The 15,831-nt window shown below is 65.0% G+C and carries 13 protein-coding genes; 6 read left to right on the top strand and 7 right to left on the bottom strand.

Annotation, left to right across the window (positions count from 1 at the left end; translation table 11 throughout):
* Nucleotides 1-5: 5 nt before the first annotated feature.
* Genes C7449_RS15390 through C7449_RS15370 form a run of 5 tightly spaced genes read right to left on the bottom strand, consistent with a single transcriptional unit; the run spans nucleotide 6 to nucleotide 6,540 of the window.
* A complete protein-coding gene (locus C7449_RS15390) occupies nucleotides 6-1,571 on the bottom strand; it encodes an ABC transporter substrate-binding protein (protein WP_108003784.1) in 1,566 nt (521 codons plus the stop codon).
* 29 nt (nucleotides 1,572-1,600) lie between these two features.
* On the bottom strand, nucleotides 1,601-2,923 hold the full coding sequence (locus C7449_RS15385) for an MmgE/PrpD family protein (protein WP_108003783.1): 1,323 nt from the start codon (nucleotides 2,921-2,923) through the stop codon (nucleotides 1,601-1,603).
* A gap of 25 nt (nucleotides 2,924-2,948) precedes the next feature.
* A complete protein-coding gene (locus tag C7449_RS15380) occupies nucleotides 2,949-4,721 on the bottom strand; it encodes an ABC transporter ATP-binding protein (protein WP_108003782.1) in 1,773 nt (590 codons plus the stop codon).
* Nucleotides 4,721-5,602, bottom strand: a complete 882-nt coding sequence (locus tag C7449_RS15375) for an ABC transporter permease (protein ID WP_108003781.1) — start codon at nucleotides 5,600-5,602, stop codon at nucleotides 4,721-4,723. Before C7449_RS15375 ends, C7449_RS15380 begins: the two co-directional genes overlap by 1 nt.
* The gene (locus tag C7449_RS15370; RefSeq protein WP_108003780.1) at nucleotides 5,599-6,540 is read right to left on the bottom strand and encodes an ABC transporter permease; all 942 of its coding nucleotides are present in this window, start codon (nucleotides 6,538-6,540) and stop codon (nucleotides 5,599-5,601) included. Before C7449_RS15370 ends, C7449_RS15375 begins: the two co-directional genes overlap by 4 nt.
* Between C7449_RS15370 and C7449_RS22400 the strand changes: the two genes are divergently transcribed.
* Nucleotides 6,531-7,043, top strand: a complete 513-nt coding sequence (locus C7449_RS22400; protein ID WP_342588265.1) for a helix-turn-helix domain-containing protein — start codon at nucleotides 6,531-6,533, stop codon at nucleotides 7,041-7,043. The two genes, C7449_RS15370 and C7449_RS22400, sit on opposite strands and share 10 nt — an antisense overlap.
* Nucleotides 6,929-7,546 (top strand): IclR family transcriptional regulator domain-containing protein, encoded by a 618-nt coding sequence (locus tag C7449_RS15365; RefSeq protein WP_245414408.1) that lies wholly within the window; start codon nucleotides 6,929-6,931, stop codon nucleotides 7,544-7,546. The genes C7449_RS22400 and C7449_RS15365 overlap by 115 nt, the downstream gene beginning before the upstream one ends.
* A gap of 165 nt (nucleotides 7,547-7,711) precedes the next feature.
* On the opposite strand, the gene C7449_RS15360 is transcribed toward C7449_RS15365, so the two are convergent.
* Both C7449_RS15360 and C7449_RS15355 read right to left on the bottom strand, forming a co-directional pair.
* Nucleotides 7,712-10,903, bottom strand: a complete 3,192-nt coding sequence (locus C7449_RS15360; RefSeq protein WP_108003779.1) for an efflux RND transporter permease subunit — start codon at nucleotides 10,901-10,903, stop codon at nucleotides 7,712-7,714.
* Nucleotides 10,900-12,069, bottom strand: a complete 1,170-nt coding sequence (locus tag C7449_RS15355) for an efflux RND transporter periplasmic adaptor subunit (RefSeq protein ID WP_108003778.1) — start codon at nucleotides 12,067-12,069, stop codon at nucleotides 10,900-10,902. Before C7449_RS15355 ends, C7449_RS15360 begins: the two co-directional genes overlap by 4 nt.
* Before the next feature lie 352 nt (nucleotides 12,070-12,421).
* Between C7449_RS15355 and C7449_RS15350 the strand changes: the two genes are divergently transcribed.
* From C7449_RS15350 to C7449_RS15335, 4 genes are all read left to right on the top strand, one after another.
* The gene (locus tag C7449_RS15350) at nucleotides 12,422-12,814 is read left to right on the top strand and encodes a RidA family protein (RefSeq protein WP_108003777.1); all 393 of its coding nucleotides are present in this window, start codon (nucleotides 12,422-12,424) and stop codon (nucleotides 12,812-12,814) included.
* Between the two features lie 147 nt (nucleotides 12,815-12,961).
* Nucleotides 12,962-13,960, top strand: a complete 999-nt coding sequence (locus C7449_RS15345) for a TRAP transporter substrate-binding protein (RefSeq protein ID WP_108003776.1) — start codon at nucleotides 12,962-12,964, stop codon at nucleotides 13,958-13,960.
* Between the two features lie 84 nt (nucleotides 13,961-14,044).
* Nucleotides 14,045-14,521 carry a TRAP transporter small permease gene (locus C7449_RS15340; RefSeq protein WP_108003775.1) on the top strand — a complete coding sequence of 159 codons (477 nt, stop codon included), beginning with the start codon at nucleotides 14,045-14,047 and terminating at the stop codon, nucleotides 14,519-14,521.
* Nucleotides 14,518-15,798 (top strand): TRAP transporter large permease, encoded by a 1,281-nt coding sequence (locus tag C7449_RS15335; RefSeq protein WP_108003774.1) that lies wholly within the window; start codon nucleotides 14,518-14,520, stop codon nucleotides 15,796-15,798. The genes C7449_RS15340 and C7449_RS15335 overlap by 4 nt, the downstream gene beginning before the upstream one ends.
* The last annotated feature ends 33 nt before the right edge of the window (nucleotides 15,799-15,831 follow it).

Here is a 15,831-nt window from a genome sequence, read left to right as displayed (position 1 = left end):
GGTGGCTATTCGGTGAAGTGGGTGAGTTCGGTCACCAGCGGTCCGAGCGACATCGAACCCTTGAACTCGAAGCCCCAGTTCAGGTTTTCCCGCCGCGCCCAGACGCCGGCGGTCTCCGTCGTCGGGATGGCGCAGACCGCCTCGATGATCAGGCGTTGCGCCTCATGCCACAGCTCGAGCTGCTTTGCCGGGTCGGTTTCGACGCGGGCGGCCTCGATCTGCTTGTCGGCCACGTCGCAATGGCTGAAGTTCGTCACCGCCGTCGGAGAGCCGATGGCGCTGCTCGAATGGAAGAACTGCGACAGGTAGACGTCCGCGACCGGGAAGCGCGCCGCGCCGTAGGAGACCAGCGGGCTGACGTCCTGGCGGATCATCTGGTGCCAGGTCGCATGTTCGACCGGCTCCAGCTCCATGTTGATCCCCACTTCCTCGAGCTGGGCCTGCAGGACCTGGTTCGAAGATTCGTAGCTGGGCAGCTGGCTGGAGATCATCTTGACCGACAGGCCGTCCGGATAGCCGGCTTCGGCCAGCAAGGCCTTCGCCTTGTCCGCATCGAACGTCACGTGGCCGTTGTCTTCGGTGTAGCCGAGATTGTTCGACGGCACGACGGACTTTGCGACGCGGGTGAACTCGGCGCCGCGATAGGTGGCGACGCGGCTCGAATCGACGGCATAGGCCAGCGCACGGCGGACGCGGATGTCGTCGAACGGCGGCTTCTTGGTGTTGATGTGCAGCAGGGTCAGTTCGGCGGGGTCGAAGATGTCGACGGTCGCGCCTTCGATCGCCTGGGTGCGCTTCAGCCAGTTCGGGTCGGCCAGGCCGGTGGCCGCGTCGACTTCACCGGCAACGAAGGCCAGGTCACGGGCGGCTGCGGCGTTGAGGAAGCGATAGGTCACCTTCGTCAGCTTCGGGGTGCCGCGGAAATAGTCCTTGTGAGCGGAGAAATGCACCGCCACGCCCGGCTCGATCGAGTCGAGCTGGAACGGCCCGAATCCGACCGGATTGCGCGAAAAACTCTCGCCGCGCTCTTCATAAGCCTTCTTGCTGACGATGAAACCGCCGGCGTAGTTGGCCAACGGACCGAGCACGCTCGGAATGACGTTCTTCAGCGTGATGCGCACCGTATAGGGATCGACGGCTTCGATCTTCTCGAAGGCCGCGTAGTCCGTGGCGAAAGCCGAGCGCTGGGGGTCGGCCGACTTCTGCAGGCTGAAGACGACGTCCTCGGCGGTCACTTCGCCGTAATTGTGGTGGAACTGCACGCCCTTGCGCAGCTTGAAGGTCCAGACCAGCTTGTCGTCGCTGGATTCCCAGCTCTCTGCCAGGTCTGGCTCGATCGTCGCAGGGTCGGTGGTGCCGGGAGCAAAGCGGACCAGCCCGCCGAAGACCCAGGCGACCAGCGTGCGGTCGGTCGTGCTCGCCGAATAGTGCGGGTCGAGATTGCCGATGTCGGCCGCTGCCGCACCGAGGGTGAGCTCGGTTTTCGCGGCCAGCGCCGGCAGGGGAGCGAGCGCGCTGCCTGCGAGTAGTGCAGCCAGAACGCCAGCCTTTGTGAACCTCAAATGCATCATTGCCTTACCTCCTTGATGAGCATGATTTCTTATTTGTTCAGATCCGGCCGCGGCGGGCTCAGCACGCTGAAGAGCGGCCCGAAGCCGCGGTCGAGCGCCGGAAGAATTTTGTCCAGCCAGTGCGTATCGACGCTCGCGGCGCCGATCCTGCGGAACTTGTCGATCACCTGCTCGCGCGACATCGGGTTTGCGACGTCGCCGAGCGGATGCAGGACCGTCAGGCTCTGCGGCCCTTCGCCCTGATCGAGGATCACCCGGCAGGGCGTGCCCTTGGGGAAGGAATCGGCGAAGTCTTCGTGCGCGACCAGTTCGATGCGGCCGGCAAGGTCGAGCACGTCGGGATCGGTGAGCCGGGCCGGGTCGACGGGCTGAAGGGCGGCGGCGCCGTGCAGGGCGGCCAGGGCGCAGCTGAAGTAGAAGCTGTATTGGCCGGCCTCGAGCGTCTTCGGCGCCCGGGCATTCGACAGCCGCAGGCCTTGCGGGAAGGTCTCGATGCGCAGGCTGCGAATGGTCTTGCCCGGCTGGCGCAGCTGGACGATCGCGTCGACCGCGGCGTGCATGTAGCGGCAGCAGGCGTAGGGCTTGAGATAGCACTGCTGCAGCCACCAAGACTGCCCAAGGCCGCCGGTCAGGATTTCCCGATCGAAATGCGTCGGCTTGTCCAGGAGATCGATCGGTCCGTTGGCGCCGGCGCGGGCCCGGTAGGCGCCGGTGAGGCCGGCCGTGACGGCAGGGGGAATCGCTTCCTTGACGGTGCTGCCCTGATATTTGGAGCTGCCGGTCGGGAAGCTGATGGGGCCTTCGGCGCCGGCAATCGCCATGGCATGTGCGAGCTGCGCGGCGTTCAGGCCCAGCAGGCGTCCGGCCGCGGCGGCGACGCCGTAGCCGACCCAACGACCGCTGCTGTAGGTCTCGATGGTCGAGGTCGGTCGCGACGTGGCCACGCGCAGCGCCACGTCATAGCCGAAAATCATGGCGTCGATGATCTGCTCGTCGCTCGAGCCGAGGGCCTGCCCCACGGCCAGCGCGGCGGGAATGACGCCCGCGCCGGCATGGCCGGCGGCGCCGCGATGGCCATCGTCGATGTCGAGCGCACTGGCGGCGGCGGCGTTGGCCATGGCTGCGCCGGCAGGCGAAAGGCTGAGATCGGTCAGCCAGACCCTGGCTGGTCCGGCGCCATACAGGTCGGCTGCGGCGGCGCGGGCGGCGGTTGCCAGCGGCGAGTGCAGGCCGGCGGCCGTCGCGGCCATCAGGTCGGCCAGCAGAAGCGATGCGGCTTCACGCGCTTGCCGGGGTATGTCAGCGGACGGGTAACCGGCAACAAAAGTCGCCAGCTCTTCAATTATATACACGTGAGAAGGTCCTTTTGCGGTCGGGTCAGCTTGCGCTGCGGATGAAATGCCCCTCGGATGCCATGCTCCAGCTCGGCGGCGGTGCCCGGTATTCGAGGGGCTTGATCGGGCTGCGCGGCTTGGTGAGGTCCACGCTCGGCAAGGGACGCTTGCCGCGCTGGTCGGGGTGGGTGATTGGGATCGCCGACAGCAGGCGCCTGGTATAGTCGTGGCCCGGATGGCCGATGACGTCCTCGGTCTTGCCGATCTCGACGATCTCGCCGAAGTACATGACGGCAACCCGATCGCAGATGCGCTCCACCGCCGCCATGTCGTGGCTGATGAACAGATAGGAGACGTCGAATTCCTTCTGCAGATCGATCATCAGGTCGATGATCTGACCCTTGATCGCCACGTCCAGCGCCGACACCGCCTCGTCGGCAATGATGAGCTTCGGCGACATGGCGAGCGCCCGCGCGATGCAGATCCGCTGCCTTTGACCGCCGGAAAATTCGTGCGGCAGGGAGGTGGCGCGGGCCGGGTCCAGGCCGACGCGTTCCATCAGCCATTGCATCTTCTCGAAGGCTTCGGCCCGCTTGGCCAGGCCATGAACCAGCATGGGCTCCATGATCGCGGAGCCGATGGTCTGTCGGGTGTCGAGCGAGCCGAACGGATCCTGGAAGATCATCTGTACGTCTCGGCGCATCCGCGCGAGGCTCTGCGGGTCGCCGTAATCCACCCGCTGGCCGGAGACGCGGACCTCGCCGGAATCGATCGGGGCGAGATTGATGATCGCCTTGCCGATGGTCGATTTCCCGGACCCGGATTCACCGACCAGCCCGAGCGTTTCGCCCTTGCCGATGGCAAACGAGGCGTGCTCCACCGCATGGACCATGCCGGTCAGGCGGCCGAAGAAGCCGCTGCGAACCGGAAAACGCACCGTCAGGTCGTTGACCTCCAGCACCGGCGCGTCGCCGGCGTAGGAGACCGGCACGCCCTGCACCGGCTGCGGCGGCGTCCGGGTTTCGGCGAATTTCCCGACGAGGCTCGGGGCTGCCTCGATCAGGCTGCGGGTGTAGGCGTCCTTGGGGGCGGAGAATACCTCATGGACCGTGCCGCTCTCGATCTCGCGGCCGCGGCGCATGACCAGCACATTGTCGGCCACCTCGGCCACCACTCCCATGTCATGGGTGATGAACAGGACGGCAGTTTGTGTCTCCCGCTGCAGGTCCTTCAGAAGCGCCAGCGTCTGGGCCTGGACAGTTACGTCGAGTGCTGTGGTCGGCTCGTCGGCGATGATCAGGGCGGGATTGCAGGCAAGAGCCATGGCGATCATCACGCGCTGCCGCATGCCGCCGGAGAAGGTGTGCGGATACTGGTGCATCCGCACTTCCGGGTCGGGGATGCGCACCTTCCGCAGCATGTCGAGGACGGCTTCCTTCAGCGCCGCGCCTCTGAGCCCCTTGTGGATGCGGATCACCTCGGCGAGCTGGTCGCCGACGCGCTGCACCGGGTTGAGCGAGGTCATCGGCTCCTGGAAGATCATGCTGACCCGCCCGCCGCGCACCTTCTGCATGGAAGGCTCGCTCAGCGTCAGAAGCTCGCGGCCTTCGAGCGCGATCGAACCCTTGGCCCGGCCGATGCGCTCGGGCAAAAGTCCCATGATCGCCAGCGAGGTGACGGATTTTCCGGAGCCCGACTCGCCCACCAGCGCCAACGTGCTGCCGGGAGCGATGTCGAAATTGAGGTCGTGGACAACCGTGGTGCGCCCAAAGGAAATGCTGAGGTTGCGCACCGAAATCACGGGGGACTTATTCATCAGGAAGCATCCTTCAGGCGGGGGTCGATCGCGTCGCGCAGACCGTCGCCGATCAGGTTAAATGCAAGCACGAGCAGCAGGATCGCGAGGCTGGGGATGATGGCCAGGTGGAAGGCGCTGAGGATGTTGTCGAACCCGTCGCGCACCATGCCGCCCCAGGTGGGAGTCGGCGGCGCAAGGCCGAGGCCGATGAACGCCAGCGACGCTTCGGTGCGCACGGCGGTCGCCATCCAGAGCGAGGCCATCACCATCACCTCCGGCAGGATGGCCGGCATGATGTGCCTGAACAGGATCCGGGGGCCGGAGAAGCCCATCGCCCGGCAGGCCTGCACATATTCGCGGTCACGCTGCGTGATGACGCCGGCGCGGGCGATGCGGGCGAAGGCAGGGGTCGCTGTGAAGGCGATCGCGATGATGATGTTGGTCAGCGTCGCGCCCATCAGGGCCACCAATGCGAGGCCGAGGATCAGCGAAGGGAACGCCAGCACCACATCCATGACCTGCATGAAGATGATGTCGATGCGGCCGCCGACATAGCCGGCGATCATGCCGATCACGGTGCCGACAACCAGGGCCACCAGGATAGCGGACATGCCGATGGTGAGCGAATAGCGTGCCCCGTACAGCAGCCGCGTCCAGATATCCCGGCCGAACTGGTCGGCGCCCAGCCAGAACTGGGAGCCGGGCAGGGCCAGCTGGTCCATGATGCTCTGGCGGGCAGGGCTGTGCGTCGCCAGCTGCGGCGCGAAGATCGCGGCGAGAACCAGCGCCAGGACGATGAAGACGCCGATCCAGGTCGAGGCATTCAGCTGCCCGAGAAAGGCGCGAATGCTGCTCTTGCGATCGATCGGCGTCGAGGGTGCAACGGTCGTGTCGGTCATTTGTACTGAACCCTCGGATCGAGAATGCCATAGGTCAGGTCGGTCAGCAGGTTCACGACGACGACCATCAATGTGTAGACGACGATCATGCCCTGCAGCAGCGTGTAGTCCCGCTGGGTCAGCGCGGTCAGGATCAGCTTGCCGAGCCCCGGGCGCGAGAAGACGATCTCGGTCAGCACCGAATTGCCAATCAGGATGCCGAGGTAGAGGCCCACCACGGTGGTGATCGGGATCAGGCAGTTTCCGAGGGCATGCTTCCAGACCACGGTGGCGGGGCTGGCCCCCTTGGCGCGCGCCGTCCGCACGAAGTCCTGGCTCAGCACCTCGAGCATCGCCGAACGGGTGACGCGGGTGATGTAGGTCATCATGATCAGCGCCAGCGCGATCGTCGGCAGCGCCATCTGCCGGAGCCTGTCGGCGATGGTCTCGCCGGTACCGGCACTGATCACGGGGAACCAGCGGAGCTGGATGGCAAAGACCATCAGCAGGATGATCGCCGCGACGAACGCCGGCAGGGAAAGCCCGAGCAGCGAGATGAAGCGCAGCACATAATCCGGCAGCCGATTGCGCTTGACGGCGGCCCAGACGCCGGCCGGAACGCCGAGCAGCACGCCGAGTATGAGCGCTGCGATCGTCAGTTCCATCGTATAGGGCAGGACCGCGAGGATCTCTTCCGAGACCGGGCGTCCCGTCACCATCGAGTTGCCCAGATTGCCCTGGACCGCCTGCAGCAGGAACTGGCCGTATTGCACGAGCACCGGCTGGTCGAGGCCGAGCCGCTTGTGCAGCGCGGCGATGCTGGCCGGGCTTGCCTGGTCGCCGAGGATCACCAGCGCCGGATCCCCGGGCAAAATCCTGACGATCAGAAAGACCAGGGTTAGCACGCAAAACAGCGTCAGCGCGGCGAAGCCGAGTCGCTTGATCAGAAATGGCAGCATCCAAACGCCCTATTCTCAGACCGGACAGCGGGAAGGCGGCCTGCAAGCGCACCTCGACGCCCCGCGCCCGTTGTCTGGCGCAGGCGAAACAGGCGGATGATGCCCCTCCCAATGTCCGGAAAACTTGTTCTCCGTGCCCACAGGTTGCCCGAAATTTGACACCCCTGTCAACAAATTCCTTTAATTGTCATTGTTGGCGTGATATTGTTCCAAATATCAGAATTCGGAGAAGCCCGATGTCCGGCAGCCTTGCCTCCTCGCTCAACGCAGAGCGCGCCCTTGAGATTTTGCTGGTTCTCGGCGAGGTGGGGCCGGAAGGAATTGGCCTGGCGGAGATCGCCCAGAGAACGGGCAGCGCGAAGTCGGCCGCCATCGCAGCCTTGCGGCATTGCTGCAGAAGGGCTTTGCCGAGCCGGCCGCGCGCTACGGGCATTACCGGCTGGGGCCGGCCGTTCCCATGCTGGCCAAGCGGCAGGAGCGGCTGGAGCCGCAGATCCAGCTGATTCGGCCCGGCATGACGGAGTTTGCCCGGCGCACCGGCTTTACGGTCTACCTGATGGTGCAGGCCGGCGTGGATGCGGTTTGCGCCGAAATGGTCAGCCGCTCCACGCGCCGGCAATTCACCATGGGCGTCGGTGCACGCGTGCCGATGGGCATCGCGGCGGGAAGCGTGGCCCTGCTGTCGATGCTGTCGGAGGAGAACGCCGCGCAGATCATCCAGGCCAACGGCGAGCGCTATGCAAGCCATCCCTCGCTGCGACACGTCGATGCCGACGTTGTGGCGGAAAAGGTCGCCGCGGCGCGTCGGCGCGGGTATGCGGTCAATATGGGGTACTTCCTGCCGGGTGAGGGCGGCCTCGGCCTGCCGGTTCCGCGCCGCGGCCACTACGAAGTCAACGTTGCCGTCTCGTTCAATGCGCCGCTCGAGATGATGAATGATCGCTGGATCGAAGAAACAATGGCGAACCTGCGGGAATGCCTCGGCGTGACACTGTCGGCCCCTTGAACCGGATGCCTGAAAACCAGACGCGCGGCGGGCCCGGCACGTGTGGTGCGGTGACCGGCCGTGAGAATGGTGAAGAATGGTGGGGGCGGATGGCTCGCCGATGAGGCGAGCGGCATGCGTGGCTCACCGCAGCAGACCGTTTTCGCGCCGGTCCGCGCTTGACCGCTACAGGTCCGCCGCCTCGAGGGCAGCGTCCTTGCGCTTTTCGGCGAGCGCTTCCGGGCGATGCCTGCCGGCCGAGCGCAGGGCCACGAAGAAGACCGGCGTCAGGAACAGTCCGAACAGGGTCACGCCCAGCATTCCAGAAAAGACGGCGGTGCCGAGCGCCTGGCGCATCTCCGCTCCGGGGCCGGTCGCAATCATCAACGGCACGACGCCGAAGATGAAGGCGAAGGCGGTCATCAGGATCGGCCGCAGTCGCAGCCGCGTCGCTTCGACCGCCGCCTCGACCGCCGTCTTTCCCTCCAGTTGGCCCTGCCGGGCGAACTCGACGATCAGGATCGCGTTCTTGGCCGCCAGGCCGATCAGCACGATCAGGCCGATCTGGGTGAGGATGTTGTTGTCCATGCCTCTCAGATGCACGCCGATCAGCGCTGCCAGCACCGCGAGCGGGACGATGAGGATGATCGCAAGCGGCAGCACCCAGCTTTCGTACTGGGCGGCAAGCGCCAGGAAGACGAAGATCACCGAAAGAGCGAAGATGTAGGTCGCCGTGCCGCGGGTGGCGCGTTCCTGGAAGGCGAGTTCGGTCCACTCGAACGAGGTTCCGGCCGGCAGCATCTGCTTTGCCAGCGCCTCCATCTTGTCGAGTGCCGTGCCGGTTGAAACGCCCGGCGCGGCGTTGCCCTGCAGCGGCACCGAAACGTACATGTTGTAGCGCTGGATGAGGGGTGGGCCGCTGGCGTCGCGTATGTCGACGAGCGTTCCAAGCGGCACGAGCGCGCCCGTCGCCGACCGGACCTTGAGCGCCAGTATGTCGGACCGTTCGAGACGGTGCTGCTGGTCGGCCTGCGCCCGCACCTGGTAGACACGCCCGAAGGCGTTGAAGTCGTTGACGTAAGACGTGCCGAGGTTGATCGACAGCGTGTCGAAGATGTTGGGGATCGGTACGTTCAGCGTACGCGCCTTATCCCGGTCGATGGCGAGGAAATACTGGGGACTGGAGGCCGAGAAGGTGGTGAACACTCCGGTGAGGCCCTCGGTCTGGTTCGCCGCCCCCATCATCTGGTAGGCAAGGCCGAGCACCCGGCGCATGTCGGAACTCTCCAGATCGAGCAGCTGGATCTTGAACCCGCCCGAGCTGCCGACACCCCGGACGGACGGGGGCGGCACGGCGATGATGAAGGCTTCCTGTATGCTTTGCAGGCTGCCGTAGAGCTGGCCGATGATCTGGTTCGCGCCGAGTCCTTGTTTCAAGCGGTCCTCGAAGCTTGCGAAACTGGCAAAGACCACGCCCGAGTTCGAGGCGTTTGTGAAGGTCGCCCCCGAGAAGCCGGAGAAGGCCACGGCGTTCTTCACGCCGGGCGTCTTGCGGATGATTTCGGAGGCGCGCAGGACGACGGCATCGGTTCGCGCCAGCGAGGCGCCATCCGGCAGTTGCACGACGACGATGGCATAGCCCTGGTCCATCGTCGGGATGAAGCCACGGGGAACGACCTGGCCCATGTGCCACGTCGCATAGAGAAGCCCGGCGAAGACCAGCAGGCTTGCGGTGATTGCGACCCGGGTGCCGACGAGGCGCCGGACAATCCAGGAGTACCCCTCGCTGAGTCGGCTGAACCCGGCGTTGAAAGCCTGGGATGGCCGGCGCACAAGCCGGACCAACGGACTGCCGCTCCGGTTCTTATGTGAGTGGGGCCGCAGCACGATTCCGGCCAGCGCCGGAGACAGAGTCAGCGAATTGACCGCCGAAATCGTGGTCGCAACCGCGATCGTGACTGCGAACTGCCGGTAGAACTGGCCGGTGATGCCGGGGACGAACGCGGCCGGCACGAACACGGCAGTCAGTACGAGCGAAATCGCCACGACCGCGGTGCCCACTTCGTCCATGGTGATGTGCGCCGCCTGTTTCGGCGTCAACCCCTGCGCCAGGTTGCGCTCGACATTCTCCACCACGACGATCGCGTCGTCGACCACGATCCCGATCGCGAGCACGAGCCCGAACAGCGTCAGCATGTTGAGCGAGAAGCCGAAGGCAAGCAGGAAGGCGAAGGTGCCGATCAACGACACCGGGATCGCGACGATCGGGATGATCGCCGTGCGCCAAGACTGGAGGAACACCAGCACGACGATCGCAACCAGAACGGACGCCTCGAGGATGGTCTTGTAGACCTCGCGGATCGATTGCGAGATGAACTCGGTCGGATTGTAGACGATCCGATATTCGAGCCCCGGCGGAAAACTCGGCGCAACCTCCTCCATCAGGGCCTGGATGGAAGCCGCGGCTGCGAGCGCATTTGTGCCGGGCCGGGCGAAGATGCCGAGGGCCACCGCCGCCTTGCCGTCGAGATAGCTGTTCGACACGTAGTCCTTGGCTCCGAGCTCGATGCGAGCGACGTCCTGCAACTGCACGAGCCGGCCGGCCCCGGTCGACTTGACGATGACATAGCGGAACTGGCGCGGATCGGAGAAGCGCCCCTCGGTCGTCACCGTGTACTGGAAGGCGTTGTTGCCGGAGGTCGGCGGGCCGCCGATGGAGCCGCCCGACACCTGGACGTTCTGATCGCGCAGGGCCTGCACCACGTCGGTTGCCGTCATCCCATAGGCGCCGAGCTTCTCCGGATCGAGCCAGATGCGCAACGAGTACTCCCGCTCGCCGAAGAGGATGACGTCGCCGACGCCGTCGAGGCGCACGAGCCGGTCGCGGATGCGGCTCTTGGCATAGTTCGAAATATACAGCTGGTCATACCGGTCGTTCGGCGAGAGGAGGTGCACGACCATCATCAGGTCCGGCGAGCTTTTTGTCGTGGTGACGCCGGCGCGACGGACCTCTTCGGGAAGCCGCGGCTCGGCGACGGCCACGCGGTTCTGCACCAGCACCTGGGCCTGGTCGAGGTCGGTGCCGAGCTTGAAGGTGATGGTGAGCGACATCGTGCCGTCGGCGGTGGAGTAGGAGGACATGTAGAGCATGTTCTCGACGCCGTTGACCTCCTGCTCGATCGGCGTCGCCACCGTATCGGCGATCGTCTGGGCGTCGGCGCCGGGATAGACGGTCCGCACGACGATGGTCGGCGGTGCGATTTCCGGATACTGGGCGACCGGCAACTGGGTGTAGGCGATGCTGCCGACGAGCAGCAGCACGATGGACAGAACCGAGGCGAAGATCGGCCGGTCGACGAAGAAATGGGCGAACCTCACTGGAGCGCCTCCGCGCTCACCGTCTCGGGCGCCGTATCCTGTCGCTCCGGCGGCAGAACGATCGTCTCGGCCGTGACCTTCACGCCGGGCCGGATGCGCATGAGGCCGTTGACCACGATCGTCTCGTCGCCGCTCAGCCCGTCGCGGATCACCCGATAGCCATAGATGCGCGGACCGGTCCGCACCGGCTTGGTGCTGACGCTGCCGTCCGGCTGGAGCACGTAGACGACCCGCTCGTTCTGGTCCGATCCGATTGCCTCGTCAGGCACGAGAACCGCGCGATAGGGCTGCGAGCCGGCGACCTGGATCCGGCCGAACAGTCCCGGCTGCAGCACATATTGCGGATTGGGCAGGCGGGCGCGAACCCGCATCGTGCCGGTCTGGTCGTCCACCCGGTTCTCGGCGAAATCGAGCTTGCCCTTGAAGGACGAGTGCTGGAAATTTCCGATCGTCACCGTGATCGGCAGGCCGCTTCCGCCTTCCTGCAGGTCGGTGCCGGCCGCCCGCGCGGTGTCGGCGTAGGACAGCAGCCGGCGTTCGTCGACGTCGAAATAGAAGTCGATCGGGTCGAGGCTGACGATCGTCGTCAGCACCGTTTGGTCCGCTTCGACAAGGCTGCCGGGCGAAATCAGGCGCCGGTCGATGCGGCCGGATATCGGCGCGGTGATGCTGGTGTAATCGAGGTCGAGCTGGGCGCGCTCGACTGAGGCCTCCGCCCCGCGCACATTGGCTCGGGCCGACTCCAGTTCGCGGCGACGATCGTCGAGGGTCTCCACGGCCTGGCTGCCGCTCGTGACCAGAGACTCGGCCCTGTGGAACCGGGATTCGGCAAAGGTAAGCGTCGATTTCGCCACCTCGAGCGCCGCCGTCGCCGAGTTGAGTGCAGTCCGGAAAGGACGCTGATCGATCACGAAGAGGAGATCTCCCGCCTTCACGATCGTTCCATCCCTGAAATGCACTTCCTCGAGATAGCCGCCGACGCGGGCGCGGACCGCGACCTCGTCGACGGCCTGGAACCGCCCGATGAACTCGTCATTGTCGACGACCTCGCGCACGAGCGGCTTGGCGGCCGTCACGGTCGGCGGGGCATTCTGGGCGAACGCGGCCTGCGTAGCGGGACCGGATACGAGAACCAGTATGGCGGCAAGCACTGGAGACTTCGTCATGGCTTTGTCTCTGCTCAAAGTGCGCTGAATTTGCTCAGATGCGGCGGGCGATGTGCCGCCGGGCTGCCTGTTCGTCTGTCGCTTTATCGTCCTTCGGAGAGTGGGCGGCGTCTCGGGCGGGGATTAGGCCGGTCGTCGCGCTGCACCATGCATATTAGCTGTTGCTACGAATTGGTCGAGTGCTTCGGCCGGCGTTTTTGGGCGCAAGCGCTTTCGTGGCCTCTCGAGCATGCTTGACCCGCGGAACGAACTCCCGGCGGTCGGCACCAGTCGAGGCAGGCCCTTCCCCTGTCGCCGGACTCATGGCTTAGCTTTCCCGACGCAAACACAGCGGCATCCGGAGGCAGGCACCTTGAAACATGAAGCTATTGAAATTCCAATCATTTCTGAAGCGATACGAAAGCTGGGCGCTCCCACCTCGGCGTTGACCCGAGTCGGCGGCCTTCTCTACACCTGCGGGATGCCGCCGATCGATCTTGAGACCGGTGAAATCGTCAAGGGCAGTATCGCGGTCCAGACGCGGGCTTCGCTGGAGGCGCTTTCCCTTACCCTGCAGCACGCCGGGTCATCGCTCGATAATGTGTTCAAATCACTCGTCTTTATCACCGACAACAAGCTCGCCGGCGAGATGAACGCGGTCTACCGCGAGTATTTTCCGAATAATTTCCCGGCTCGCAGCTGCGTGGCGGTCAGGCCGTGGTCGCTCTTCGACATCGAGATCGAGTGCATTGCGACGGTCGACTGAGGCGGGCGGATGCGGGCGTTAGCCACAGGAAATCCGCCCTGCCTGACATAGGCGGATGCAATGCTTGTCATTGAACCGGGTTATTTGCCTGCGGGCGGTCCTGCCTGCCATGGATGTACGGAATAAGCGCAACAAATGAGGGTGCAAATGAAACTGGGCATATCGAAGATTTCCCGCGGCCTGGCCGCCACAATGCTGGCGGGCCTGATCGGTCTTTCCTCCCATACGGCCGCCATGGCCGAGACGACGATCCGCCTCGGGCACGTGCTTGCCGATACCCATAGCTGGCACAAGGCCTCGACTGACTTCGCCAAGGAAGTCGCCGAAAAGACCGAGGGCCGCGTCAAGATCGAGGTCTTCCCCTCCGGCCAGATCGGCACGGAAAAGGAAGTCATCGAGGGCATGCAGATCGGCACCATCCAGGGCGGCCTGATCGGCAGCGGCTCCTTCCAGTTCGTCGAGCCGAAGTTCGGCATCATCGAAATGCCCTATGCCTGGACCAGCCGCGAGCAGGCCTTCGCCGCGCTCGACGGCAAGCTTGGCACGGCGCTTGCCGGCCTGCTGCAGCCGAAGGGCATCGAGGTGTTGGCCTGGTGGGAGAACGGCTTCCGCAACATCACCAACAACAAGCACCCGATCGTAAAGCCCGATGATCTGTCCGGAATCAAGATCCGCGTGACGCCGGACAAGGTGCGGCTTGCGACCTTCGAGCTTCTCGGCGCGCAGCCGGCGCCGCTGGCCTTCGGCGAACTCTATTCGGCCCTTCAGCAGGGCGTGTTCGACGCGCAGGAAAACCCGCTGTCGATCATCGACGCATCCTCGTTCTACGAAGTGCAGAAGTACGTCTCGATGACCGGCCACATCTGGGGCGCGGCCTGCCTGACGGTGTCGAGCATGACCTGGGCGCAGATTTCCCCCGAGGACCAGGCCATCGTCAAGGAAGCCGCCGTCAAGTGGGGCAACGCCCAGCGGCAGATGGTCGCCGACAACGAGGTCGCGCTGATCGAGAAGCTGAAGTCGAAGGGCATGGAGTTCAACGAGGTCGACAAGGCCGCCTTCGTCGAGGCCCTGCAGCCGATCTGGGAAAGCGAGAAGGACGTGTTCGGTCCCGAGCTGATCGCAATCATGGACGAATACCGCAAGTAAGCCCGATCCGTCCTGCCCGCCTCTTCCGGCGGGCAGGACGCCGCCGTTTCGACGGCCTTTCCCAACGACATCAGCGAGGTTTACATGGAAGACGCACCGATGCCGCCTTCGCGGATCGCCTCGGCCATAGACCGGGCAGCCGGCACCATAGGCGGTCTGGGCATTGCCATCTTTACCGGCATCATCGTCTACGTCGTGATCTGCCGCTATGCGTTCTCGTTCACGCCGCGTTGGTCGGAGGAGATACCGCGTCTGCTTCTGGTGTGGGTGACGTTCATCGGCGCGATCTCGGCCTTCGTCCGCAAGACGCATCTGTGTGCCGGCCTGACGGACCTCATCGTCGCACCGGGCCGCTTCCGCGGCTTTCTCGCCCTTCTCGCACGGGTCGCCGCGTTCCTGTTCCTGATCGTGGTCTTCTGGTCCGGCTGGAAGATCACGACCCTGACCTGGTCGCATGAGACCACGGTGCTGAGCTGGCCCGCCGGCCTCGTCTATCTCTCCCTTCCGGTCACGGCGGCCTTCGCCCTCGTCGCCCTGCTCGCCATGGAGCTGCGCAAATGAGTCTGGCGCTCGTTGTCCTCTTTCTCGTCTTTGTCCTGCTGCTGCTCATCGACGCGCCGATCGTCATTGCGCTCGCGCTGTCCTCGGTGGCCTATCTGCTGGTCGGCGATGCGCTGCCGGTGATGGTGGTCGCGCAGCGCATGGTCGCCGGCATCGACAGCTTCACGCTGCTTGCCATTCCGCTGTTCCTGCTTGCCGGGCTGCTGATGGTTCATGGCGGCCTGGCGCCGCGGATCGTCAATCTCTGTGCGGCCGTCGTCGGCCAGCGCACCGGCGGCCTTGCAATCGTGATGATCGCCGCCTGCATGATGTTCGGCTCGCTCTCGGGTTCGGGTGTCGCCGATGTGGTGGCGATCGGCTCGATGCTGCTGCCGGCCATGAAGGAGCGCGGCTACGATCCCGGCTTCTCCGCCGCGGGCCTCGGCTGCGCCGGCTCGCTCGGTACGGTCATTCCGCCCTCGATCGTGCTGATCGTCTACGGAACGGCGACCGGCACGTCGATCGGGCAGCTGTTCATCCATTCCATCGGCCCCGGCATCCTGCTCGGGCTCGGCCTGATGGTCGTGGCTTGGTGGATCTCGCGCAAGAACGGCTGGAAGGGCGGCGAACCCTTCAGCTGGGGGCGGCTGGCGACGGCGCTGCGCGAATCCGTTCTTGCCCTGCTGGCGCCGGTCATCATCGTCGGCGGCATCCGCTTCGGCATCTTCACGCCGACGGAAGCGGCAGGCATCGGCGTCGCCTATGCCCTGCTGGTCGGAACGCTGGTCTATCGTCGCCTGACCTTCGCAAAGGTTTCCGCCCTGCTGCGCGACACGACGGAGATGACCGGTTCGATCCTCATCGTCATCGCCGCCGCCTCCGTGTTCGGCTGGATCCTGACGGTCGAGCAGGTGCCGCAACTCGTGGTCAACGCGATCACCGGCGCGACGGAAAGCGCCACGGTCGCCCTGATGCTGATGATGGTGGCCGTCCTCGTGCTCGGCACATTCATGGAATCCATCGCCATCATCCTCATCCTGGCGCCGGTGTTCCTGCCGGTGCTGCGGGTCTACGAAATCGATCCGGTCTATTTCGGCGTGCTGCTGACCATCAACCTGGCGATCGGCGCCAACACGCCGCCGCTCGGCATCGACCTGATGGCCGCCTGCCGTACCGGTGGCATCCCGATGTCGGCTTCGTTCCGCTACCTGCTGCCGTTCATCGGCGTCATGACGTTCATCATGTTCATGCTCGTCCTGTTCCCGGGCCTGATGACCGTGATGTCGTTCGGCATGTGAGCAGCTTCTTCCACAATCGCACCTGAAAGGTGA

The sequence above is a fragment of the Mycoplana dimorpha genome (genome assembly GCF_003046475.1).
GTDB lineage: Bacteria > Pseudomonadota > Alphaproteobacteria > Rhizobiales > Rhizobiaceae > Mycoplana > Mycoplana dimorpha.
The sequence above is the reverse complement of the archived record's forward strand: the minus strand, read 5'-3'. Positions and strand labels throughout refer to the sequence as shown.

Excerpts from the sequence above, each read along its gene's own strand:
- C7449_RS15390 (WP_108003784.1), bottom strand. The coding sequence starts at position 1,571 with ATGATGCATTTGAGGTTCACAAAGGCTGGCGTTCTGGCTGCACTACTC.
- C7449_RS15380 (WP_108003782.1), bottom strand. The coding sequence starts at position 4,721 with ATGAATAAGTCCCCCGTGATTTCGGTGCGCAACCTCAGCATTTCCTTT.
- C7449_RS15375 (WP_108003781.1), bottom strand. The coding sequence starts at position 5,602 with ATGACCGACACGACCGTTGCACCCTCGACGCCGATCGATCGCAAGAGC.
- C7449_RS22400 (WP_342588265.1), top strand. The coding sequence starts at position 6,531 with ATGGCAGCATCCAAACGCCCTATTCTCAGACCGGACAGCGGGAAGGCG.
- C7449_RS15370 (WP_108003780.1), bottom strand. The coding sequence starts at position 6,540 with ATGCTGCCATTTCTGATCAAGCGACTCGGCTTCGCCGCGCTGACGCTG.
- C7449_RS15355 (WP_108003778.1), bottom strand. The coding sequence starts at position 12,069 with ATGACGAAGTCTCCAGTGCTTGCCGCCATACTGGTTCTCGTATCCGGT.
- C7449_RS15345 (WP_108003776.1), top strand. The coding sequence starts at position 12,962 with ATGAAACTGGGCATATCGAAGATTTCCCGCGGCCTGGCCGCCACAATG.
- C7449_RS15340 (WP_108003775.1), top strand. The coding sequence starts at position 14,045 with ATGGAAGACGCACCGATGCCGCCTTCGCGGATCGCCTCGGCCATAGAC.
- C7449_RS15335 (WP_108003774.1), top strand. The coding sequence starts at position 14,518 with ATGAGTCTGGCGCTCGTTGTCCTCTTTCTCGTCTTTGTCCTGCTGCTG.